Raw genomic sequence first — 22,009 nt, forward strand, 5'->3', positions numbered from 1 at the left:
TCGGACGTCAGCAAGGAGATGCTCGACCGTCTCGTCGACACCCGCATCAGCGGCGTGCTCATCGAGATCAAGCCCGACCGCCGTGGCGGCGGCTCCGGTGCGCCCCGTCGCGACGACCGCGACGAGCGCCCCCGCAAGCCGCGCCACTCGTAGGCTCGGCTCCGCCTCCCCGGACGGCGCCCGCTCGCAGGTGACTGCGACGGGCGCCGTCCGTCGNCCGGCCGTCCGCCCGTCCGTCGCCCTGGAGTACCCGTGGTCCCCCTCCTCACTGCTGCACCGTCCGGCCCCAGCGGCACCGGTGCCCTGTTCGGCCTCGTGCAGACGACGCTCATCATCGGCAGCGTCGTGCCGCTGCTGCTCGCGGTGGTGGCCCTCGTGCTGTGGGCCAGGATGCGGCTCCGTCGCCCCGACCTGGCCGGTGACGACGACGGCGGGCAGCGACGTCACGACCTGGGGCGGGTGAGCCTGCTCGGCGCAGCCTTCGCACTGGTGCTGCTCGCGATCGGCGAGGTCGTCGTCGGCTACGGCCGACCGGGCGGCGTCGTCGGGGCGTTCGGCGACGGCGTCTCGCCGCTCGTGCCGGTCGCGGCGGCCCTCACGGTCGTCGCGGCGGTCGTCTTCGCCATCTCCCCGGCGCCGCGGCGCTGACGAGCGCCGGCCTCCGGCGTCAGCGCCGCCGTCAGCCCTGTCGGCGCCCGGTCAGCCGTCGCACGCTCTGCACGACGCCGAGCACGCACATGGCGGGCGCCAGCCAGATGAGAACGCCGCCGAGCCCGCTCTCGGTCGACCCGAGGCCGGCCGGGTCCTGCGTGAGGAGGCGCGACACGACGAGCAGGACGACCCCGGCGATCGCGGTGAGCAGCGTGCCGACGGCGGCGAGCCCGAAGACGCGCAGCCCGCGACCGCGGATCATCGCGACGACGCCGTCGATGAGGAACGACGCGACGAGCGGCACGCCGACCGCGAGGGCGACCAGCCCGGCGATCATGAGGAGGACGGCGACGAAGCTCTCGGGGTCGAGCACGGCACACCTCCTTCGTCTGCGTCGACGTTAGCGAGGGCGTGCTGGGGGAACGCCCTCGGCGAGGCGACGGGTGTCGGCGGGGCGACCCGCGACTCCCCCCGTCCGGCCGCGCCGGGGCCCGCGATCGTCCCGGACGGCCCCGGGGGCGAGGTCAGCGGTCGGCGAGGGCGCGGAGCTCGTCGGGCGTGACGGCGACGGAGCGCTCCCCCGGCTCGACGACGACGCCAGCGTGCCCCTCGGCGAGCGCCACGCCGGCCAGGTCGGCGAACGAGACCGCCCGGGCCGTGGAGCCGGGCGCCCAGGCCCAGGCGGCCGCCGGGGTGGCGTGGACGACCGACCAGGTCTCGCCCTGCTCGCCGGTGGCCGTGGCGACGACGGTCGAGGTGGCTTCGCCCTCCGCGTCGCGCTGCTCGACCTCGGCGACGTACAGCGACGGCGAGGTGCGGAGCAGCTCGAGCATGTCGGGCCAGGCGATGGTGCGCTCGGCGAGCGCCCGGGCGACCGGGACGGAGGCGGTGACGTCGTCGCCGAGGCCGCGTCGGAGCTCGTCCGAGTACGCGATGAACTGCGTCTCGGGGGTGCCGGGGTCGAGGGCGAGCCCCTCGTACTCGCGCACGGCCTGGTCGACGACGACGGCCGCGGGCTGGGCGAACGACACGGGGGTCTCCCCGTCGCGGTAGCGGGCGAGGCGGTCGGCGCTGGTGAAGGCGAGCAGGAGGCGCTTGCCGGCGTTGTCGGTCTGGTGCGCGATGGCGACGACGTCGCCGTGCTGGGGCCCGGCGGCGGGGTCGGCGAGGGTCGAGCGGGTGAGGTCGACCAGCAGCTCACCGGCGGTCAGCTCGGCCATGACGGCGCCCAGCGTGACGGAGTTCTTCTCCCGCCCCCACCCGGTCAGGGCCCGCTGCAGGGCGGTGTGGACGACGGGCCCCGAGGAGTCGCGGGTCGGCTGCCCAGCCCCGGTCACCTCGGTCTCAGCGCGGCCGGCCTGCGCGGGGCCGACCTCGTCGGCCTGCGACTCCGTGCTCGGGGGCGCCTCCGCGGGTCGGACTGACGTGCGGCGCGAGAAGAGACCCATGGAGACGAGCCTACGACGGGTGGGCGCGGGGCCCGGCCAGTCCGTGCCGGACGGCGACTCGCGGTCCTCGCCGTCGTTCGACCGGCAGCAGCCAGCATCAGTAGGTGTCGTGGACCGATTCATCGTCGCGGAGCAGGAAGCAGCGGGACGCGGACGCGACGTAGAGTTCGTCCGCGTCGCTGACCCGGGCGGCGAACGCCAGACCCTCGGGCCCGGAGACGAGGATGCGCTCGCGTTCTCCGTTGTCGTCGACCGTCGACCGGAAGCCCTCCTGGGACGTGAAGCCGGTCGCGACGGCGTCGAGGACGTCGTGCTCGGAGCGGCTGCCGTCGAGCTGGAAGGTGATGCTGCCTGCCCACTGATGCGCGTCGCCACTCCGACGCCGCATGAGCCGGATCCGCCGTCGTGACACGCGCCCCGAGCTCGCTCTGCGACGCGGGCTGCACGCGAGGGGCTGGCGGTACTTCGTGGACCGCCCCGTGGCGGGGGTCTCACGGTGTCGCCCCGACCTGCTCTTCCCGCGCCTCCGCGTCGCCGTCTTCGTCGACGGCTGCTTCTGGCACTTCTGCGTCGAGCACACGCACCTGCCGATCGCGAACGCGGCCTACTGGCACGCCAAGCTGCTCGCCAACCGGCGGCGCGACGCCGCCCACGACCACGAGCTGAGCTCGGCGGGGTGGGCGGTCGTCCGGGTGTGGGAGCACACGCCCCCGGCCGAGGCGATCGACGCCGTGGAGGCGGTGCTGCGGCGCGCGGCGGCGGACGTGTGACGCCGGTGCTCCACGACGTCCGCACCGAGAAGTGAGGATCGCAGGACCGACGGCCCTCTCGGATCGGTCTCCATGAGCTGCGAGCTCGAGGCGACGACGATGAACCACTTCTTCGCAGGGGAACTACGCCGCGGCATGGTTCGGGTGTGAGAACGTGGTGCCGCTCGGGCCGAGAGGTCGGCCGCTCGCCGAGATGAACCCTGTTCTTGCAAGGGAACCCTGCCGCGGCGGGGTTCCCGTGCGAGAACGGGGTGTCCCGCGGGCCGGAGCGGCGCGCGCCGCCCGCGGGACACCCGCAGGCCAGCACGGCGCGCGCCGCCGGGCCCACTCGCCCCGCGCGCGCGTCAGCGCCGCTCGACCAGCTCGATGAACCGCGACAGCGTGCCGAGCCCCGCGATCGACGTCGGCATCGAGCTGGCCAGCGCGGGCGAGTGCACGAGGTACGCCGCCCACTGCGCGCGGCTGATGCCGACGTTGAGCCGGTTGGGCATGAGCAGGAAGTCCAGGCCTCGCGGGATGTCGGCGGCGCTCGACGCGGCCAGCGAGAGGATCGCGACCACCGCCTCCCGCCCCTGGAAGAGGTCGACGGTGCCGACCGTCGTGCCGGTCAGGCCGGCGGCGTCGAGCGCGTCGCGGATCACGGCGCCCTGCGCGTTGTACGGCGCGACGACGATCACGTCGTCGTCCGTCAGCCGACGCGTGCCGTGCTCGTCCGACCACTCCCGACCGACGACCGACCGGGCGAGGTCGACCACGCGCTCGGCCTCCTCGACCGACGACGTCGTGTTGCCCGCGTGCTCGACCGGCACGGCGTGCAGCCCGGGCTGCACGCCCTCGAGGTGCCGCTCCGGCGCCCTCGACTCGAGCGCGCCCTCGTACGAGAGCCGCGACACCGGCGCCGTCACGGCGGGGTGCATCCGGTACGTCCGCGACAGGAAGTAGCCGAGCTCCGGCGGCAGCACGTCGTGCCCGTCGGCGAGCCAGCCGAGCGACGACGTGTCGACGGGCTCGGGGTGGGAGCCCTGGCTGACCTGCGGCAGCTGCTGCGGGTCGCCGAGCAGCAGCAGGCGCTGCGCGGCGACGGCCGACGCGATCGTCGGCGCGAGCGAGAACTGACCGGCCTCGTCGACGACGAGCAGGTCGAGCGAGTGCCGCGCGACGTAGTCCGGGTTGGCGAAGGTCCAGGCGGTGCCCCCGACGACTCCGCCGGTCTCGCCCGGGCCGGTGAGGAACTCGGCCAGGCCGGCCCCGTTCTTCACGGGCGTCCACGCGGCGGCCTCGACCGCCTCCGCACTCGCTCCGCTCTTCGGCACCTTGACGACCAGCGCGGGGTCGACGCCCTTGCCGACCACCGCCTCCAGGAAGTTCTCCACCACCGCGTGCGACTGGCCGACGACGCCCACGCGCCAGCCGTGCTCCCGCACCAGCCGCGCCACGACGGTCGACCCGACGTACGTCTTGCCCGTGCCGGGTGGGCCCTGCACCGCCAGGTACGACCGGTCGAGGCCGAGCAGCGTCGCCGTGACGGCGCCGACGGTGTCGTCGCCGACGACGGGCACGACCCCGCCCCGCGGGGGGACGCGACGCAGCAGGTCGAGCACCGCGTCGTCGACGAAGGCGGGCAGGCCGTCGAGCACCGAGCGACCCCACTCGGAGATCGCCGCGGGCTGCGGGGCCGCGCGCGGCGGCGCCGCCGGCGTGATCGCGAGCGGGAACGCCTCGTGCGGGTCGGCGCCCCCGGGCAGCGACTCCTTCACGAGCATCACGACGCCGTCGTGGTCGGCGTCGACGTCGAGCACCGCGACCCGCGACGTCGCGCCGCGCAGGCCCGGCCCCGACGCCGTGATCGAGGGAGGCAGCGGGGCGTCGTAGACGAGGTGCGGTGCTCCCCCGGGCGTCAACCGGCTGCCGGGCGCGAGCGAGCCCCTCAGCCGCAGGTCGCGCGACAGGGTGCGGGCGCGCGGCAGCTTCTCCCAGTCGCGGACCACCTCGGCCTGCTCGACGACGAACACGTCCCGCGTGTCGGCCCACTCGTCGAGCGGGTCACGGAGCCGCCCGAAGTGCTCCTGCCAGAACGTCTTCGCCTCGCGCCGGTGGTAGTCGATCGCGGCCGCCGCGAGCGCGAGGGCCGTCTGGTCGGGCGTGCGGTCGAGCGGGTCGACGTCGGCGAGCAGGGCCGACAGCTCGACGAAGACCGGGTCGGGCTCGGCGCGCACGCGCTCGTCGTCGACCAGGGCGACCGCCTCGTCGGTCGTCGACCCGGGCGGCACGAACGACAGCAGCCAGTCGCGCAGCCGGAGCGTCGACCGGCAGTCGTACTCGTTGTAGTCGGCGACCTGGTCGAGCCGCGCCTGCCCGGCCGGGTCGCCGGCCCGCACCGCCGCGATCGCCTCGACGTAGGCGGTGATGCTGTCGGCACCGTTGAGGACCCCGTCGCCGTCGCGGAGGTCGCCGCCCATGTACAGCGGCTCCAGCTTCTTGATCGAGTAGCTGCGCGAGCCGACGACGAGCGCCTTCCGCACCACCGGGTAGAGGTCGACGAGCACGCCGTCGCGCAGCAGGTCGTCGACCTCCTCCTCTCCGACGCCGTGCCGGGCGGCGAGCGAGAGCAGGTGGGTGCGCTCGTAGGAGGCGTAGTGGTACACGTGCATGCCCGGGTGCGCCGCCCGTCGCTCCCGCACGAAGGTCAGGAAGTCGACGAGCGCCTGCCGCTCGGCCCGGAGGTCGTGCGCCCAGAAGGCGGTCGACCGCGCCTCGACGTCGACCAGCCCGAAGAGGTAGTCGAGGCCCCAGGTGCCGCCGTCGCCCTCCGTGTACAGCGGGTCGCCCTCGAAGTCGAAGAACACGTCGCCGTCGTCGGGGGCGGGGATCGCCGCGAGCGCCCCGGGGTCGACGAGGCGCACCTCGGGCACGCCGCCCTCGCTCGCGACCTGCAGCTGCGCCTGGGCGCGCAGCCGCGACAGGGCGGCCCCGCCCACGCCCGGCACGCCGCCCGTGCTCCGGGCGAGCGCGTCGATGCTGTCGACGCCCGACGCGATCAGCGCGGCACGCTGCCCGAGGCTCAGCCCGGCGACGAGCACGAGGTCGCGGTGCGCCTCGACCTGCGCCGCGCACTGGGAGCACCGGCCGCAGGCCGTCACCCCGGGTGCGCCCCAGGGCAGGGCCGAGGAGGCGCGCTGCCGTCGTTCGACCGCGTCGCGCAGCCGAGACCGCTGGGCCCGGTGCACGGGGGCGATGTCGGCGAGCTGGTGCGTCGACCGCGACCCGTCGCCGAGCACGAGGTGCACCTGCGCACCGACCGGCACACCGAGCGCCTCGATCTGCTCGGCGTAGGCCGCGAGCTGGAGGAGGGCGGGGATCTTCGCGTGCCGGGCGAGCTTGGTGTCGTAGACCTCGTACTCGCCGGCGTCGTTGCGCACGAGGAAGTCGGAGAAGCCGATGAAGGTCGGGTCGTGGAACGTGGCCTGGTAGAGCACCGGCACGCCGTCGCGCATCGCCTGCTCGGCGGCGGCAGCGGCTGCCGGGTAGCCCTCGCGCGACGGGCGCTCGAACTCGACCACCTCGTGGCTCGCGCGCAGCTGCTCGAGGAAGCGCACCTCGTGGTCGTCGCCCATCCGCGCCGTCCGGTCGAGCATGGCGTCCGACACGGCGTCGATCCGGTCGATGCGCCCCAGGGCGGCGTCGAGCCGCCGGAGGAACGCCCACTCGCACGCCGCCCAGGTGGTGAGGTCGGACGGGCTGGTGACGACGAGGTCGGTGTCGGGGTCGATGTAGATGGCGGCCTCCTCGGCGGGCGGTGCGGGCGGTGCGTGGCAATGCGGCGCGTGGCAGTGCCGTGCGGTGCGGCGCTGCGCTGACCGGCAGGTCGGGCCCGGGCAGCGACCCGGCCGTGCTCGAACGTTAGCGGGCGCGACCGACAGCGGGGGCGACTCCCCCGGGCTCCCGGAGCCGCGGTCAGCGGGTCGAGCGTCCGTGCAGCAGCCGGGGCGCGAGCGTGACGCGGCGGGCGCCGCCGGAGTCGTCGCGGTCGCCGCTCGCCAGGGCGTCGAGCAGCAGCCGCACGGCCTCCCGGCCCATGGCGGGCCACGGGTGGCGGAGGGTCGTGATCTCGCGCTCGTCGTCGCCCTCGACCGACGACACGTCGAGCAGGCTCGCGACCTGCACGGCCCCCGGCACGTCGACGCCGTTGAGGCGGAGCACCGTGACCAGGCCGTGCGCCACGTCGTCGTTGGCGCAGACGATCGCGTCGAGCCGCGCGAGGTCGCCGCTCGCGACGAGCTCGTTCGCGGCGGCGACACCCCCGGCGAGCTCGGCCCCGGCCGGTCGCGCGCCGTCGAACCGCACGCCGCGCAGCTCGCACGAGGCCCGCACGGCCGCGATGCGGCGGGCGTCGGCGGGGTCGGCCGGCGACAGGCCGACGGTCACGAGCTCCGTCGCCCCGCCGTCCGCGAGGGCGCCGACGAGCAGGTCGGTCGCCCGGTTGTCGTCGAGGCCCACCGAGTCGGTGCCGTCGCCGAAGATGTGGCGGCCCACCTGCACGACGGGCACGCGGTCGGCGGCCGCGACGGCGTCACGGCTGACCTCCTCCGTCGGGGGGCAGATGACGAGGCCGTCGACGCGGCGGCTGAGGAGCGACTCGACCGTGCGGGCGTCGTGGTCGTCGCCCTCCGCGGAGTACCGCAGCACCAGCGAGAGCCCGGCGTCGTCGAGGGCCTCGCTGACCGACTCGATCAGGGCGGAGAGGAAGCCCGTCGTGTACCGGGGCAGGATGAGCCCGACGGTCTCGGTGCGCTGGCTCCGCAGGGCGCTGGCGACGGCGTTGTGCCGGTAGCCGAGCTCGGTGATGGCCTTCCGCACCGCGCGGGCCCGGGCCTCCGAGACGTGCTGGGCCCCGGAGAGCACGCGTGAGGCGGTCGCGATCGACACCCCGGCCTCCCGGGCCACGTCGACCAGGGTGGGGACGGACGTCGGGCTCACCGCGCCTCCGCCCGGCCCGCGAGCACACCGGCGACGAAGTCGTCGAGCACGGCGAGGCACCCCTCCACGGTGGCCGCGAGCAGCCGCTCGCCCTTCTCGGCGGTCGCGAGGGCGGGGTCGCCGAACACGCCGCTGGGCGAGAACGGGTGCAGCGGCATCGGCGCGGTGCCGAAGTGCGACGGGAACACCGGGTAGCAGGCCTCGTACCGGTCGGGGTGGACGTCACCCGGCGCGAGGCGCAGCATGATCGAGGTCTCGACCTCCTCCGCGTGGGCCAGGCCGGGCGCCGCGGGGGCGCTCTCGCGCACCTCGTCGATCGCCTCGGCCATGCCGGGGTGGTCGAGCGTGACGACGGGCAGCACGCCCTCCTCCGTGAGCTGCTGGGCCGCGACGAGCAGCGGCGCCCGGTTGCCCCAGTCGCCGTTCACGACGACGAGGCCGCCCGCGCCCGACGCGGCGAGCGCCCGCCCCAGGTCGACGACGATCGCGGTGACCGTCGCGGCCGAGAGCGAGAGCGTGCCCGGCCAGCCCGAGGTGCCCCAGGTCGCGCCGTAGTGCACCGGGGGCAGCAGCACGGCGTCGAGGCGCTCGGCCAGGCGGCGGGCGACCTCGACGGCGGTGGCCGTGTCGGTGCCGAGGGGCAGGTGCGGCCCGTGCTGCTCGTGCGCGCCGACGGGCAGCACGGCGAGGCCGGCTCCGCGGCGGTGGGCGGCGGCCACGTCGGGCCAGGGCGTGTGGTCGGCGTCGATCATCACTAGGGAGCGTACGTCTGCACGGTGCGGCCGTGCGACCGGTCGGTGAGCCCGGGCAGGCGCTCGTTCATCTCGGTCATCAGCGGCCCGAGGTCGACGTCGACGAGGCGGCCGAGCTCGACGACGACCCGGCCGGCGACGATCACCGTCTCGACGTCGCTCGCCCGCACGCTGAGCACGAGGGCGGCGGCGAGGTCGTTCATCGGCTGGAGGTGCGGCTTCCAGGGGTCGATCAGCACTATGTCCGCGGCGAACCCGGGCGCGAGCGACCCGAGGTCGTGCTCGCGCCCGATGACGGCGGCGCCCTGGCGGGTCATGAGGTCGAGGGCGTGGGCGCTCGTCATCCAGGTGGCGTCGCCCGTGTGGGCCTTCTGCACGAGGGCCATGGTGCGGGTGCTCTCGAGCACGTCGAGGGTGTTGCCCGACGCGCAGCCGTCCGTGCCGATCCCCACCGGCACGCCCGCGTCGTGCAGCAGGCGGATCGGAGTGGGCCCGTGCGTGTGCTTCTGGTAGACCTTCGCGCAGCACGCGACGCCGACCCGGTCGGCGACGGGCGTCAGCCACTCCAGGTCGCTCTCGACGATGCCCGTCCCGTGCGCGATCAAGGCTCCCGCGTCGAGCACGCCGGTGTCGTGCAGCACCTGGATCGGCGTCGCCCCGCGCCGGGCGAGCGACGACTCCGTCTGGTGCATCGTCTCCGACGCGTGGATGTGCGTCCGCACCCCGATAGCCCGCGCGGCCTCGGCCGTGCGGGCCAGGTCGGCGTCGTCGACGGTGTAGACGGCGTGCGGCCCGAGCATCGTGGTGATGCGCCCGCCGGCCGCGCCGTCCCACTCGGCCGCGAAGGAGGCGCTCCGGTCGAGGCCCTCCGCGCCCTGCGACGAGAAGAAGGTGCGGGCGAGCACGGCCCGCATGCCGCCCTCGTCGACCGCCGTGGCGATCTGCTCGGTCGAGAAGTAGTGGTCGGCGACCGTGGTCACGCCCGCGAGCAGCATCTCGGCGACCGCGAGGCGCGCGCCGAGCAGCACGTCGCGGTCGGTGAGGTTGACCTCCATCGGCCAGATGTGGTCGTTGAACCAGGAGGCGGTGGGCACGTCCTCCGCGGAGCCCCGGAAGAAGGTCATCGACGAGTGGCTGTGGGCGTTGACCAGGCCGGGGATCGCGACGCGGCCCGGCGCGTCGACCACCCGGGCGCCGGCGAGGTCGGCCGGGCCGAGGTCGGCGTCGGGCACGATCCAGGCGATGACGCCGCCCGCGACGCCGATCGCCTGGTCGGCCACGAACACGGCCGGGGCCGGTCGCCCGGGGTCGCCGGGGTCGAGGTCGGGGTACCCGACCGGCGGCCGGACGGTCGGCGCGAGCACGGTCACGCGACGGACGACGAGGTCGACGGGCACCGGAGCGGCGCCGGGAGCTGCGGGGGTCATGTCGCCAGCGTGCCACGGACGCGGGAGTCGCTGAGAACGTTTACCCGACTCCTTACGTCCCCGAAACACGTCGGTAACACGAGCCGGTCTACGGTTGCAGCACCCCTGCACCCCCTCGGAGCCGATCCTGCGAGCGCCCGAGGCCACCTGCCGTGAAAACGTTCACAGAACCGGAGCACCCCATGCCCCTGCGTCGCCCCCGTCGCCTCCTGATCGTCTCGGGAGCCGCGCTCAGCGCCACGCTCCTCCTCGCCTCCTGCTCCGGCCAGACGGCCGCGACGGCCCCCTCGGCCGACCCCGACGCCGCGACGGTCGCGCTGCTCTACGGCACGACGGGCGACTACTCCATCATGGACGGCGGCTACGCCGGCTTCACCGCGGCGCAGGAGGACCTGGGCTTCAACCCCCTCGAGCTGTCGAGCCCGAACACCGACGACTACCAGGACCGCCTCGACCTCGCCGTCTCGCAGGGCGCCGACCTCGCCGTCGGCATCGGCTTCCAGTTCGCCCAGCCGATGGGCGACACCGAGCACCCCGACACGGCGTTCGTCGACGTCGACACCGACATCGGCACCGAGATCGACGGCGTGACGACCATCTCGTTCGCCGCGAACGAGTCGTCGTACCTCGTCGGGGTGGCCGCCGCGCTGACCTCGACCACCGGCCACATCGGCTTCGTGGGCGGCGTCGACCAGCCGTCGATCCAGAACTTCTTCGTCGGCTACGAGGCCGGGGCGAAGAGCGTCGACCCCGACGTCGTCGTCGACTCCACCTACCTCTCGCCGCTCGGCGACTTCACCGGGTTCTCCGACCCGACCAAGGGCAAGGAGGCCGCCGCCTCGATGTACGCCGGCGGCGCCGACGTCGTCTACGCGGCCGCCGGCGGCTCCGGCCAGGGCGTCTACGAGCAGGCTGCGGCCGCGAGCACCGACTCCGCCAAGGTCTGGGCGATCGGCGTCGACGGCGACGCGTACGCGCAGGTCGACGACGACATCAAGCCGTTCATCCTCACCTCGGCGCTGAAGAACGTCGACGTGGCGGTCAAGGACGTCATCACCTCCTTCGACGAGGGCAGCCTCGAGCCCGGCGAGCAGGTCTTCGACCTGGAGACCGGCGGCGTCGGCTACTCGACGAGCGGCGGCTTCGTCGACGGCATCGCCGACCAGCTCGAGGCGGCGAAGACGGCCGTCGTCGACGGCGACGTCACCGTCCCGACGGCGCTCTGAGACCGTGGGGGCGCAGGAGGCGGCGGTCCGGCTGACCGGGATCGTCAAGCGCTTCGGGACGTTCACCGCGAACGACCGGATCGACGTCCTCGTGCGCCCCGGCACGGTGCACGCCGTCGTCGGCGAGAACGGGGCCGGCAAGTCGACCCTGATGAAGGTGCTCGCCGGCGAGGAGCGCCCCGACGAGGGCACGATCGAGGTCGAGGGAGTCGCGCACGACTTCCGCTCGCCGCGCCAGGCCCAGCAGGCCGGCGTGGGCATCGTCCACCAGCACTTCCTGCTCGCGGGCGCCCTCCGCGTGTGGGAGAACGTCGTCCTCGCCGACGAGCCCGGCTCGACCTGGCGCATCGACGCGGCGGCGGCCCGCCGACGCGTCGGCGAGCTCGCCTCGGCCAACGGCTTCGACGTCGACCCCGATGCGTTCGTGTCCGACCTCGGCGTCGGCGACCGGCAGCGGGTCGAGATCCTCAAGGTGCTCTGGCGCGAGGCCCGCGTCATCATCCTCGACGAGCCCACGGCGGTGCTCGTGCCGTCGGAGGCGACCGCCCTCTTCGCGTCCATCCGGGCGCTCACCGCGAGGGGCGCCTCCGTCGTCTTCATCTCGCACAAGCTCGACGAGGTGCTCGCCTTCGCCGACGACATCACGGTCATCCGGGCAGGGCGCGTGGTGGGGCGGACGACCGCGGCCGAGACCACGCCGCGCGAGCTGGCCGGGCTGATGGTCGAGGTCGCGATGCCGACGGTGGAGCCGCGCAGCACGCCGCCGGGCGACGACGTCGTGCTCGCCGTCGAGGGGATCACCGTCGGCCGACCCGGCGAGCGCCCCCTGGTCGACGACCTGTCGCTCACCGTGCGCCGGGGCGAGGTCGTCGGCGTCGCGGGCGTCGAGGGCAACGGCCAGTCGGAGCTGCTGGCCGCGCTGCTCGGCCGGGTCGAGCACACGGGCAGCGTGTCGCTCGGCGGGCGCGTCATCGACGACCTGCCCACCCGCGAGCGCCGCGCGCTCGGGCTCGCGTACATCCCGGAGGACCGCCACCGCGACGGGGTCGTGCTCGACCTGAGCCTCGCCGAGAACGCCGCGCTCGGCTACCAGGGCCGGGCACCGATCCGTCGGGGCTGGTGGTTCAGCCGCTCGGCCGCCACGGCCGCGGCCGCCGAGATCATCCGGCGCTTCGACGTGCGCGGCGGCACCCCGTCGACCCGCGCCCGGGCGCTCTCCGGCGGCAACCAGCAGAAGTTCATCATCGGCCGCGAGCTCGGCTCCGACCCGACCGTGCTCGTGGCGGCGCACCCGACCCGCGGCGTCGACGTCGGCGCGCAGAGCGCCGTCTGGCGCGAGCTCGTCGAGGCCCGCGACGCCGGTCTCGGCACGCTGCTCGTCTCGGCCGACCTCGACGAGCTGCTCGCCCTCAGCGACCGGCTGCTCGTCATGTACGGCGGCCGCGTCGTCGCCGAGCTCGACCCCCGACACGTCACCGCCCTCGACCTGGGAGAACACATGACCGGCGCCCACGCCCCCGCGACGGGAGGGGCCAGCTGATGCGCCGCGTCGTCGTCACCGCGGCCGGGCCCGTCGTCTCGGTGCTGCTGGCCCTCGCCGTCACCGCCCTCTTCCTCACCGTCGGCGGCTACAGCGCGTCGAGCGCCTTCTCGGTGATGTGGTCGTACGGCACGCAGCCGGCCTCGCTCGTCGCGAGCCTCGACTCGGCCGTGCCGCTCTACCTCGCCGCGGTCGCGGGCGCCTTCGCGGTGCGGATGGGCCTCTTCAACATCGGCGTCGACGGGCAGTACCGCATGGCGGCCCTGGCCGGCGCGGTCGCCGCCGCGTCGCTGCCCTTCCCGCTGGCGGTGCGCCTGCCCCTGACCCTGCTGATCTCGTGCGCCGTGGGCGCCGGCTGGGCCCTCATCCCCGCCCTGCTCAAGATCCACCGTGGGGTCAACGAGGTCATCACGTCCATCCTCCTCAACGCGGTCGCGACCACCGTCGTCGCCGTGCTGCTCAGCGGCGTCTTCCGGTCGGGCGGCGGGCAGAACACCGGCACGGCCATGATCGACGCCGGCGGGCTGATGCCCGCCCTGCCCGGCACGGGCAGCGGGCAGGGAGCGGTCTCGAGCTTCGTCGTCGTCGCCGTGCTGGTCGGCGTCGTGTACCACCTCGTCGTCGACCGCAGCCTCTTCGGCTACGGCCTCCGGGTCGCGGCCCGGTCGCCCGAGGCGGCGGAGTCGGCCGGCATCCGGGTCGACCGCAAGATCGTCCAGGCGATGCTCGTCAGCGGCGCCGTCGCCGGGCTCGTCGGGCTGCCCCACGTGCTCTCGGTCGCCGGCCGCTTCGACGGCACGCTGCCGACCGACCTCATGTTCACCGGGCTGGCCGCGACCCTCCTCGGCCGTCAGCACCCGATCGGCATGGCGCTCGGCGCGTTCGTGCTCGCCTTCGTCGAGCGCAGCAGCCAGGTGCTCGGCCTCGTGCAGCTGCCGACCGAGGTGGGCCAGGTCTTCCTCGCGGTCGTCCTGCTCTCGTCGGCCGTCGGGTACTGGCTCACCGAGCGCGTCGACCAGCGCGTCGCCCTCGCCGCCGCCGTGCGCCGCCGCCTCCGGGCCGCCCGCACCCCCGACGCCGCCCCGACCGGAGGAGCCTCCTGATGAGCACCGGCACCGATCCCCTCGCCGCGGTGACCCCCTCGGGGGCCGGGCCCGCCCGCGCCTCCGTCGACCGCCTCCGCCCGTCCGCGCGCCACGTGCGCGCAGCACTCCGCTGGACCCTGCTCGGCCTCGGCCTGCTCATCCTCGCCCGCTACCTGGCCGACGCCCCCGGCATCACGGCGTCGGCGACCTGGGGCTCGGCCCTGCGGCTGACGGTGCCGATCGCCGTCGTCGCGATGGGCGGCCTCCTCTCCGAGCGCTCGGGCGTCATCAACGTCGGCCTCGAGGGCATGATGATCGGCGGCACGTGGACGGCCGGCCTGCTCGGCGCCGTCGCGGGCCCCTGGGCCGCCCTGGTCGGCGGCGTCGCCGGCGGGCTCGTCTTCGGGGTGCTGATGGCGGTGCTCTGCATCGAGATGGGCATCAACCAGCTGATCGTCGGCGTCTCGATCAACGTCATCGCGGCGGCCGTCGCGCGCTTCGCCTCCGACATCGTCTTCAGCGGGATGGACGGCGGCACCATCGCGCGGTCGCCCCGCATCGGCGCGGACGTGCCGCACCTGTCGCTGCCGTTCGTCAGCGGCGGCCTCGGCACGCCCGACCTCAGCCGCACGATGGAGGCCTCGGAGCTGCCCGTCGTCGCCCAGGTCGGCGGCCTCGTCGGGGGACTGACCCGCGACGTCTCGCTCGAAGCGGTGATCGGCCTGCTGATCATCCCCGTCGTCGCCTGGGTGCTCTGGAAGACGCCGTTCGGCCTCCGCTGGCGCGCCGCCGGCGAGGAGCCCGCAGCCCTGCAGGCGCTCGGCGGCAGCGTGCACCGCACGCGCTGGATCGCGGTGCTCGTCGGCTCGGGGCTCGCGGGCTTCGCGGGCGGCTACCTCACCCTCATCTCGCAGGGGTACATCGAGAACCAGACCGCCGGCCGCGGCTTCATCGGCCTCGCGACGCTGATCTTCGGCAACTGGACGCCGTCGGGCGTGTTCTTCGGCGCCGCCCTCTTCGGCGTCAGCGACGCCGTCGGCATCGGCCGGCCGGAGACGCTGCGGGCGCTCGTGGTCGTGCTCGCCGTCGTCTTCACCGCCCTCGGGCTGCTGCGGCTGCGCCGCACCGTGCCCGGCCGCAAGCTGCGCGAGGGCCTGCCGCCCCTGGTCGTGGGCATCGTGCTGCTCGTCGTGTTCGTCGCCGTGCCGCTGCCCGCCGCGGTCTCCAGCGCCACCCCGTACGTCGTGACGCTGGCGGTGCTGGTCGTCGCGGGCACCCGCATGCGGCCCCCGGCGGCGCTCGGGCGGCTGGTGCCGCGACGTACGCGCCGCAGCTGACCCCGTCCTGCCCCGTCCTGCCCCTGCCCCTGCTCCTGCTCCTGCTCCCCCGACCTCTCGAGGACCCACCGTGCTCCACCATGCCTCCCCCACCTCCCTCGCCGGCGTCGACGTCTGGGACGGCCACGGCGCCCTCGGCTCGAGCACCGTCAGCTGGGGCCCCGCGCGGCCCGGCATCGCGACGGACGCCGTGGTCACCGCGGTGGAGCCGGCAGAGCCGTCGGCCCGCTTCGAGGGGCTGTCGCTCGTGCCCGGCCTCGTCGACACCCACGTCCACCTGATCGGGAACGCGGGAGGCGCCTCCTCGGGGTTCCTGACCTGGCCGCTCGTGACGCCCCCCACCGAGCAGGTGCTGCACGGCCTGGCCCACGCCCGGCGTGCCCTGGCCGGCGGGGTCACGACCCTGCGCGACCTGTCGGCCGACGAGGTGCAGTTCTCGCTGGCGCGCGCCGTGGAGGAGGGGCTCGTCGAGGCGCCGCGGATCCTCGCGCACGGCATGGTGAGCATGACGGGAGGGCACGGCGACATGTTCGTGCCCCCGGGCGTCGACCCGCGCCTCCGGAAGCCCACCGCCGACGGCGTCGACGCCTGCCGCGCCCTGGTGCGGACGCACGCGCGCGCGGGGGCGACGGGCATCAAGATCGCGACGAGCGGCGGGCTGCTCTCCGAGGGCGACGCCCCCTCCTGGCGCAACCACACGAGCGCCGAGATCGACGCGATCGTCGACGAGGCGCACGCGCTCGGCCTGCTCGTCGCGGCCCACGCCCACACCGCCGAGGGCATCCGCGTGGCCCTCCGCGCGGGTGTCGACTCGATCGAGCACGCCACGCAGCTCGACGGCGACCTCGCCCGGCAGGTCGTGGCGGCCGGGCTGCCCGTCGCCCCCACGCTGCTGATCAACGACGCCATCGCCGACGGCTCGGTGCCCGTCTCGGCCGAGCAGCGCGAGACGGCGGCCGCGCTCGTCGCGACCCGCGACCCCGCGTTCCGCGCCGCCGCCGACGCCGGCGTCGACTTCGTGCTCGGCACCGACGCCAACGGGTTCCACGTCGCGTTCGGCGACCAGATGCGCGAGCTGCGGCGGATGGGCGACGTCTTCGGCTGGTCGCCCGAGCGGGTGCTCCGGGCGGGCACGTCGCGCGCGGCGGCGGCGATCGGCCGGTCGACGCAGCTCGGCCGCGTGGCCGTCGGGGCCGCCGCCGACTTCGTGCTGCTGCGCGGGCGCCCGTGGGAGGACGCGGCGGCGCTCGATCCTGACGCGATCGTCGCGGTCGTGGCCCGCGGGCGGGTGGTCGCGGGGGCGCTGCCCGCGGCCTGAGGACGGCGCTGCCCACCCCGTGCGGGCCGGCCCCGCCCTGACCTCAGCCCTTCCGCTGCGCCCGGTACCCCACCGGCGTCGACCCGTGCACCGCCTTGAACTGGCGCGAGAAGTAGAAGGGGTCGACGTAGCCCACCCGCTCCGCCACCAGCCCGACCGGCAGGTCGGTGGTGTCGAGCAGCTCCCGGGCCCGCGCCATGCGCAGCTGCGTCTGGTACCGCAGCGGGGTCGACCCGGTCTCCGCCTTGAAGCGCGCCGCGAAGTGCGACGGGCTGAGCCGGGCGAGGGCCGCGAGCTCCTCGACCGAGACGCGCTCGGTGACGTGCTTCCGCAGGTAGTCCTGCGCCTGCTCGACCGCCGACTCCCGCGGGCTGCCGACCCGCCGCTCCGAGCAGAGCAGGGCCATGAGGTGCCACGCGGCGCCCGACGCGGCGAGCACGCTGGCGAAGGTCTGGTCGCGCTCCATCGCCTGCACGACCTCCTCGATCAGCGCGACGACGCGGTAGACGTCGGTGAGCTGCCGCACCGGCGCCGACGCGGTCAGGCCGGCGACGCGGAGGAACTCGGCGAGGTCGCGCCCGTCGAGGTGCAGCCACCAGAGCGTCCAGGGCGCCGCGTCGTCCGAGCCGTACTCGTGCGCCGTCTCGGGCGGCACGACGACGACCTGCCCGGCGCTGACGACGTGCCGCACACCGCCGACCTCGCACCAGCCGCCGCCGCGCACGCAGACGAGCACGACGCTCTGCGGCACCCCGGCGGGGCGGGCCATGCCGTGCGCCCGGGCCTCGGGGAAGTACCCCGCGTCGGTCACGACCAGGTGCGACGTGCCCGGCTGCGTGAGGGCGGTGCGCACCGCCTGGCGGGGCATGACGAGCAGCCGCTGCCCGGGGAAGCCGTCCTCGATGGTCATGGGTCGATGATGGCGGGCGATCGTCGTTTCGTCCAGGGACGCCGGTGGATCGGGCGTTCCGGAGGCGCGGGTCGGCTCCGTACGCTGGCCCCATGCTCACCGCCGAGTCGAGGTTGACTCTTCCCCCCGTGCCCGCTGACCAGGCCTCGGCAGGCGTCGCCGCCTGGTCGGAGCCCCTCGTCGTCGACACCTACCTGCCGGGCGAGCCCGACAGGTACCCGGCCTTCCTCGACTCCCGGGTCTACCAAGGATCGTCCGGGCGGGTCTTCCCGCTGCCGTTCCACGAACGCATCGAGGCCGAGAAGCGGCCCCACGCGTGGGACGCCGTGCACCTCGAGAACGAGTGGCTGCGCCTCGTCGTCCTGCCGCAGCTCGGCGGCCGCATCCACGTGGCCTACGACAAGTCGGCCGACTACGACATCTTCTACCGCAACAACGTCGTCAAGCCCGCGCTCGTCGGCCTCGCCGGGCCCTGGATCTCCGGCGGCGTCGAGTTCAACTGGCCCCAGCACCACCGCCCCGCGACGTTCCTCCCCACCGACGTGTCGATCGAGCGCGAGGCCGACGGGGCCGTCACCGTGTGGTGCTCCGACCACGACCCCTTCGCGCGGATGAAGGGCATGCACGGCATCCGCCTGCGGCCCGGCTCCTCGCTGATCGAGGCCCGCGTGCGGCTCTTCAACCGCAGCGACGAGACGCAGACCTTCCTCTGGTGGGCGAACGTCGCCGCTGCGGTCAACGACGACTACCAGTCGTTCTTCCCGACCGACGTCCGCCACGTGGCCGACCACGCGAAGCGCGCCGTCGTCGACTTCCCGCGGGTCGCCGGCGAGTACTACGGCGTCGACTACCCCGCGCGCGTCGACGCCGACCACCCCGACGGCGACCGGCTCGACTGGTACCGCAACATCCCGGTGCCGACCTCGTACATGGTCACGCACACCGACGACGACTTCTTCGGCGGCTACGACCACGGCCGTCGGGCGGGCTTCGTCCACTGGGCCGACCGGGCGATCTCCCCCGGCAAGAAGCAGTGGACGTGGGGTGATGCTCCCTTCGGCTGGGCCTGGGACGACAACCTCACCGACGGCGACGGCCCCTACGTCGAGCTCATGGCCGGCGTGTACACCGACAACCAGCCCGACTTCTCCTTCCTCACGCCCGGCGAGACGAAGACCTTCAGCCAGTTCTGGTACCCGATCACCGAGATCGGCCCGGCCCACCAGGCGACGCGCGACGCCGCGCTCCGCGTCGACCTGCCCGAGGAGGGGCCCGCGGTGCTGCGCGTCGGCCTCGCCGTGACGCACGCCCACCCCGCGGTCGACGTCGTCGTCCGGGGCCGCGACGGCCGGGTGCTCGACCAGCACCGCGTCGCCGTCGCACCCGGCTCGCCCGCGGTGCTCGACCGCCCGCTGCCCGAGGGCACGGTGCTCGACGACGTCCTGGTGGAGGCGCGGGCCGAGGGGCGCGTGCTCGTCGCGGTCGACGGCCGCAGCGTGGCCGCCCAGCTCGACGCCGAGGCCGGCGCGGACGGCACCGACGGCACGGGCACCGTCGACGCCCCGGCCGCCGCGGTCGCTCCGCCGGCCCCCGCCGACGTCGCCACCGTCGACGAGCTCTTCCTCGTCGGCCAGTACCTGCAGCAGTACCGCCACGCGACCCGGTCGCCCGAGCCGTACTGGCGGGAGGCGCTCCGTCGCGACCCCGGAGACGTGCGGGTCAACGTCGCGCTGGCGACGCTCCTGCACGACTCCGCCCGCTGGGGCGAGGCGCTCGACCTGCTGCGCACGGCCGTGACGCGCCAGCTGGCCTGGGCGCCGAACCCCGCCGACGGCGAGCCGCTCTACCGGCTCGGCCTCGCCCTCACCCGTCTCGGCCGCGGGGCGGAGGCGCAGGAGGCGCTGGCGAAGTCCGCCTGGAACGCCGCCTGGGCCGGGCCCGCCTCGCTGGCCCGTGCGCGCCTCCTCGGCCGCTCCGACCCCGCCGCCGCGGAGCAGCTGCTCCGCGCTGTGCTGCGCCGCGACGCCGACAACCTGCAGGCCCGCGACCTCCTCGTCCTGACCCTCCGCGACCTCGACCGACGCGAGGAGGCCGACGACCTGCTGCACGAGACGCTCGCGCTCGACCCGCTCGACCAGTGGGCCCGCCACCTCGCCGGCCGGGTCCTCTCCGACGACTCCCCCACCCTCCTCGACGTCGCCCTCGAGTACGGCTCGGCCGGGTACCTCGACGAGGCCCTCTCGGTGCTCGACCTCGCCCAGGCGCAGCTCCCCCGCGCCGCGCAGGGCCAGGTGAACGTGGGCCCCCTGCTCGGCTACCACCGCGCCTCCCTGCTGGCCCGGGCCGGCCGCACGGCCGAGGCCCGCCGCGCCCTCGTCTCGCTGCACGCCGTCGACGCCACCCGCTGCCTGCCGTCGCGGCTCGACGACGTCACCGTGCTGCTCGAGGCCGTGCGGGTGGTGCCGGCCGACGGCCTCGCCTGGTCGCTTCTCGGCAGCTGGTACTACGCCCACGGCCGCGGCGCCGACGCCGCCGACGCGTGGCGTCGGGCTCTCCAGGGCGACCTCGACGACGCCCAGGCCGCGGTCGTCGAGCGCAACCTCGGCGTGGCCGCCTACAACGTCGCCCACGACCCCGAGGCGGCGGCCGAGCACTACGCCGCGGCCCGCCAGCTCCGGCCCGACGACTCACGCCTGCTCTTCGAGAGCGACCAGCTCGCCGAGCGCCGTGGCGTGCCCGCGGCCGAGCGACTCGACGCCCTCGAACGGCAGTCGGCCCTCGTGCTCGAGCGCGACGACCTCAGCGTCGTCCGCGCCCGGCTGCTCACCGCCGTCGGCCGTCACGACGACGCCCTCGCCGCGGTGCGGGCTCGTCGGTTCCAGCCCTGGGAGGGCGGCGAGGGCCAGGTGCTCGGCGCCTGGGAGGCCGCCTCGCTGGCGGCCGCCCGCGAGGCGCTCGCCGCGGGCGACGCCGACACGGCGCACGACCACGTCGTCGCCGCGCTCGAGCCCCCGACGACCCTGGGCGAGGCCCGCCACCCCCTGCAGACGACGGCGGAGCTCCACCTCGCCCTCGGCGACGCCCTCGCCGCCCGCGGCGACGACGACGCCGCCCGGTGGGCCTGGCGGCAGGCGGCGGACGCCACGGGCGACTTCGCCGGCATGGCCGCCCAGGCCTTCACCGAGCGGAGCGCCGCGTCGGTCACCGCCCTGACCAGGCTCGGCGCCGACGACGAGGCGCGGGCCCTGCTCCGCCGGTTCGACGCGTTCGTCGACGAGCTGGCCGCCACCCCGGCCGAGGTCGACTACTTCGCCACCTCGCTGCCCACGATGCTGCTCTTCCAGGACGACCCGCAGCAGGGGCGCGACGCCGAGGTCACCCGGCTGCGCCACGTGGTCGCCGAGCTGTGGACGGGGCTGGGCCACGAGCCCTCCCCCGTCGACCCCACCACCCCCGACCCGACCGCCCCCGCGGTCACGTCCGGCGACGACGCCGGGCGCCCCTAGGAAGGAACCATGACCACCATGTCGACACCGATCAGGCCGAGGGCGCGACGCCGCGTCCTCTCCGCCGCCGCGCTCCTCGCGGCGGCCGCCGCCCTCACGGGCTGCTCCATCCCCAGCGCCGACGGCGGCGAGGGCGGCGCCGAGCGCATCGGCGCCCTCTACCTCGACTCGCAGGGCTTCTACGGCGGCGTCAAGAAGGGCGTCCAGGACGCGGCGGACGCCGACTCGAAGAAGGTCGACTTCCTCGAGTCGACCTCGGCGGGCGACGTCTCGAAAGAGAGCTCGTTCATGAACACGCTCACCTCCTCCGGCGTCAGCGCGATCATCATGTCCGCGGTCTCGACCGACGGCAGCGTGCCCGCGGTGCGCCAGGCCAGCGAGGCCGGGATCCCGGTCATCTGCTACAACACCTGCGTCAGCGACGACGCCGTCGACCAGTACGTCACGGCCTGGGTGCTCGGCGACCCGCTGAAGTTCGGCGGCGACCTCGGCACGCAGGCGGCGGCGTACTTCACCGAGGCCGGCATCACGGCCCCGAAGATGGGCGTCATCAACTGCGAGCAGTACGAGGTCTGCCAGCAGCGCTTCAAGGGCTTCTCCGAGGCCCTGACCGCAGCGCTGCCCGGCACGGTCTTCGTCGCGAACCAGGAGGGCGCCGAGGTCGACCAGGCGGTCTCGACCGCCGAGCAGATGCTCAGCGCGAACCCCGACCTCGACGGGCTCTACGGCGAGGCCGGCGGCGCGACCGTCGGGGCCTACAAGGCCGTCCAGACCCGCGGCCTCACCGGTCAGGTCGCCGTCTTCGGCTCCGACATGACGTCCGACATCGCGGCCGAGCTCGCCGACGGCTCCGTGCTCAAGGCCGTCGTCGACATCAGCGGCATCGAGGCGGGCAAGCTCGCCTTCGCCGCCGCGCAGGACGCCATCGACGGGAAGACCCCCGACGAGAAGGTCGTCGCGGCGCCGATCGACCTCTACCTGCCCGCCGACGCGGCCGGGTGGACCGAGACCCACCCCGACGGTCTCCCGTGATCGGCACGGTGAGCCCGGCCCCCGCCGGGC

Annotated in this window: 17 protein-coding genes; 9 read left to right on the forward strand and 8 right to left on the reverse strand. The window is 74.9% G+C overall.

All coding sequences use genetic code 11. The features are described from left to right. The first annotated feature begins 252 nt into the window (after positions 1 to 252). Positions 253 to 648, forward strand: coding sequence for a hypothetical protein (locus ASF82_RS07300; protein WP_056055277.1), 396 nt, complete (start codon positions 253 to 255; stop codon positions 646 to 648). Between the two features lie 31 nt (positions 649 to 679). Here the strand turns inward: ASF82_RS07300 and ASF82_RS07305 are convergent, their stop codons facing one another. The 3 genes from ASF82_RS07305 to ASF82_RS07315 all read right to left on the reverse strand — a co-directional run bounded on the left by ASF82_RS07305 (position 680) and on the right by ASF82_RS07315 (position 2,487). After that, positions 680 to 1,024, reverse strand: coding sequence for a hypothetical protein (locus tag ASF82_RS07305; protein WP_056055280.1), 345 nt, complete (start codon positions 1,022 to 1,024; stop codon positions 680 to 682). A 151-nt stretch (positions 1,025 to 1,175) separates the two neighbouring features. Beyond that, positions 1,176 to 2,099: an SseB family protein gene (locus ASF82_RS07310; protein ID WP_056055283.1), complete on the reverse strand. Its 924-nt coding sequence runs from the start codon at positions 2,097 to 2,099 to the stop codon at positions 1,176 to 1,178. A 97-nt stretch (positions 2,100 to 2,196) separates the two neighbouring features. Beyond that, positions 2,197 to 2,487 (reverse strand): hypothetical protein, encoded by a 291-nt coding sequence (locus ASF82_RS07315; protein ID WP_056055286.1) that lies wholly within the window; start codon positions 2,485 to 2,487, stop codon positions 2,197 to 2,199. Here ASF82_RS07315 and ASF82_RS07320 point away from each other — a divergent pair. Then, positions 2,486 to 2,869 (forward strand): very short patch repair endonuclease, encoded by a 384-nt coding sequence (locus tag ASF82_RS07320; protein ID WP_056055289.1) that lies wholly within the window; start codon positions 2,486 to 2,488, stop codon positions 2,867 to 2,869. The genes ASF82_RS07315 and ASF82_RS07320 overlap by 2 nt on opposite strands. A 344-nt stretch (positions 2,870 to 3,213) precedes the next feature. Here the strand turns inward: ASF82_RS07320 and ASF82_RS07325 are convergent, their stop codons facing one another. The 4 genes from ASF82_RS07325 to ASF82_RS07340 all read right to left on the reverse strand — a co-directional run bounded on the left by ASF82_RS07325 (position 3,214) and on the right by ASF82_RS07340 (position 10,025). Next, entirely contained in the window at positions 3,214 to 6,516 is a 3,303-nt protein-coding gene (locus tag ASF82_RS07325) for a TM0106 family RecB-like putative nuclease (RefSeq protein ID WP_235491187.1), read from the reverse strand. 307 nt (positions 6,517 to 6,823) lie between these two features. After that, complete coding sequence (locus ASF82_RS07330; RefSeq protein ID WP_056055292.1) at positions 6,824 to 7,846, reverse strand: LacI family DNA-binding transcriptional regulator; 1,023 nt, start codon at positions 7,844 to 7,846, stop codon at positions 6,824 to 6,826. Then, on the reverse strand, positions 7,843 to 8,598 hold the full coding sequence (locus ASF82_RS07335; RefSeq protein WP_156369936.1) for a creatininase family protein: 756 nt from the start codon (positions 8,596 to 8,598) through the stop codon (positions 7,843 to 7,845). Before ASF82_RS07335 ends, ASF82_RS07330 begins: the two co-directional genes overlap by 4 nt. Before the next feature lie 2 nt (positions 8,599 to 8,600). Then, a complete protein-coding gene (locus tag ASF82_RS07340) occupies positions 8,601 to 10,025 on the reverse strand; it encodes an amidohydrolase (RefSeq protein ID WP_082514385.1) in 1,425 nt (474 codons plus the stop codon). Positions 10,026 to 10,207: 182 nt separating this feature from the next. Here ASF82_RS07340 and ASF82_RS07345 point away from each other — a divergent pair, with 182 nt between their 5' ends. The 5 genes from ASF82_RS07345 (at position 10,208) to ASF82_RS07365 (ending at position 16,531) form a co-directional block, all read left to right on the forward strand. Beyond that, complete coding sequence (locus ASF82_RS07345; protein WP_056055299.1) at positions 10,208 to 11,251, forward strand: BMP family protein; 1,044 nt, start codon at positions 10,208 to 10,210, stop codon at positions 11,249 to 11,251. Between the two features lie 4 nt (positions 11,252 to 11,255). Continuing rightward, the gene (locus ASF82_RS07350) at positions 11,256 to 12,791 is read left to right on the forward strand and encodes an ABC transporter ATP-binding protein (protein WP_056055302.1); all 1,536 of its coding nucleotides are present in this window, start codon (positions 11,256 to 11,258) and stop codon (positions 12,789 to 12,791) included. Beyond that, positions 12,791 to 13,894 (forward strand): ABC transporter permease, encoded by a 1,104-nt coding sequence (locus tag ASF82_RS07355; protein WP_056055305.1) that lies wholly within the window; start codon positions 12,791 to 12,793, stop codon positions 13,892 to 13,894. Before ASF82_RS07350 ends, ASF82_RS07355 begins: the two co-directional genes overlap by 1 nt. Then, positions 13,894 to 15,213, forward strand: coding sequence for an ABC transporter permease (locus ASF82_RS07360; RefSeq protein ID WP_056055308.1), 1,320 nt, complete (start codon positions 13,894 to 13,896; stop codon positions 15,211 to 15,213). The genes ASF82_RS07355 and ASF82_RS07360 overlap by 1 nt, the downstream gene beginning before the upstream one ends. Positions 15,214 to 15,283: 70 nt before the next feature. Further along, positions 15,284 to 16,531 (forward strand): amidohydrolase family protein, encoded by a 1,248-nt coding sequence (locus tag ASF82_RS07365; protein WP_056055311.1) that lies wholly within the window; start codon positions 15,284 to 15,286, stop codon positions 16,529 to 16,531. A 43-nt stretch (positions 16,532 to 16,574) separates the two neighbouring features. On the opposite strand, the gene ASF82_RS07370 is transcribed toward ASF82_RS07365, so the two are convergent. Then, entirely contained in the window at positions 16,575 to 17,441 is an 867-nt protein-coding gene (locus tag ASF82_RS07370; protein ID WP_056055314.1) for an AraC family transcriptional regulator, read from the reverse strand. 92 nt (positions 17,442 to 17,533) lie between these two features. On the opposite strand from ASF82_RS07370, the gene ASF82_RS07375 reads away from it, so the two are divergent. Both ASF82_RS07375 and ASF82_RS07380 read left to right on the forward strand, forming a co-directional pair. Continuing rightward, complete coding sequence (locus ASF82_RS07375; RefSeq protein ID WP_082514387.1) at positions 17,534 to 20,947, forward strand: DUF5107 domain-containing protein; 3,414 nt, start codon at positions 17,534 to 17,536, stop codon at positions 20,945 to 20,947. A gap of 9 nt (positions 20,948 to 20,956) precedes the next feature. Beyond that, positions 20,957 to 21,979, forward strand: coding sequence for a substrate-binding domain-containing protein (locus ASF82_RS07380; protein WP_082514388.1), 1,023 nt, complete (start codon positions 20,957 to 20,959; stop codon positions 21,977 to 21,979). Positions 21,980 to 22,009 lie beyond the last annotated feature (30 nt).

This window comes from Frigoribacterium sp. Leaf164 (genome assembly GCF_001423665.1).
GTDB classification, from domain to species: domain Bacteria; phylum Actinomycetota; class Actinomycetes; order Actinomycetales; family Microbacteriaceae; genus Frigoribacterium; species Frigoribacterium endophyticum.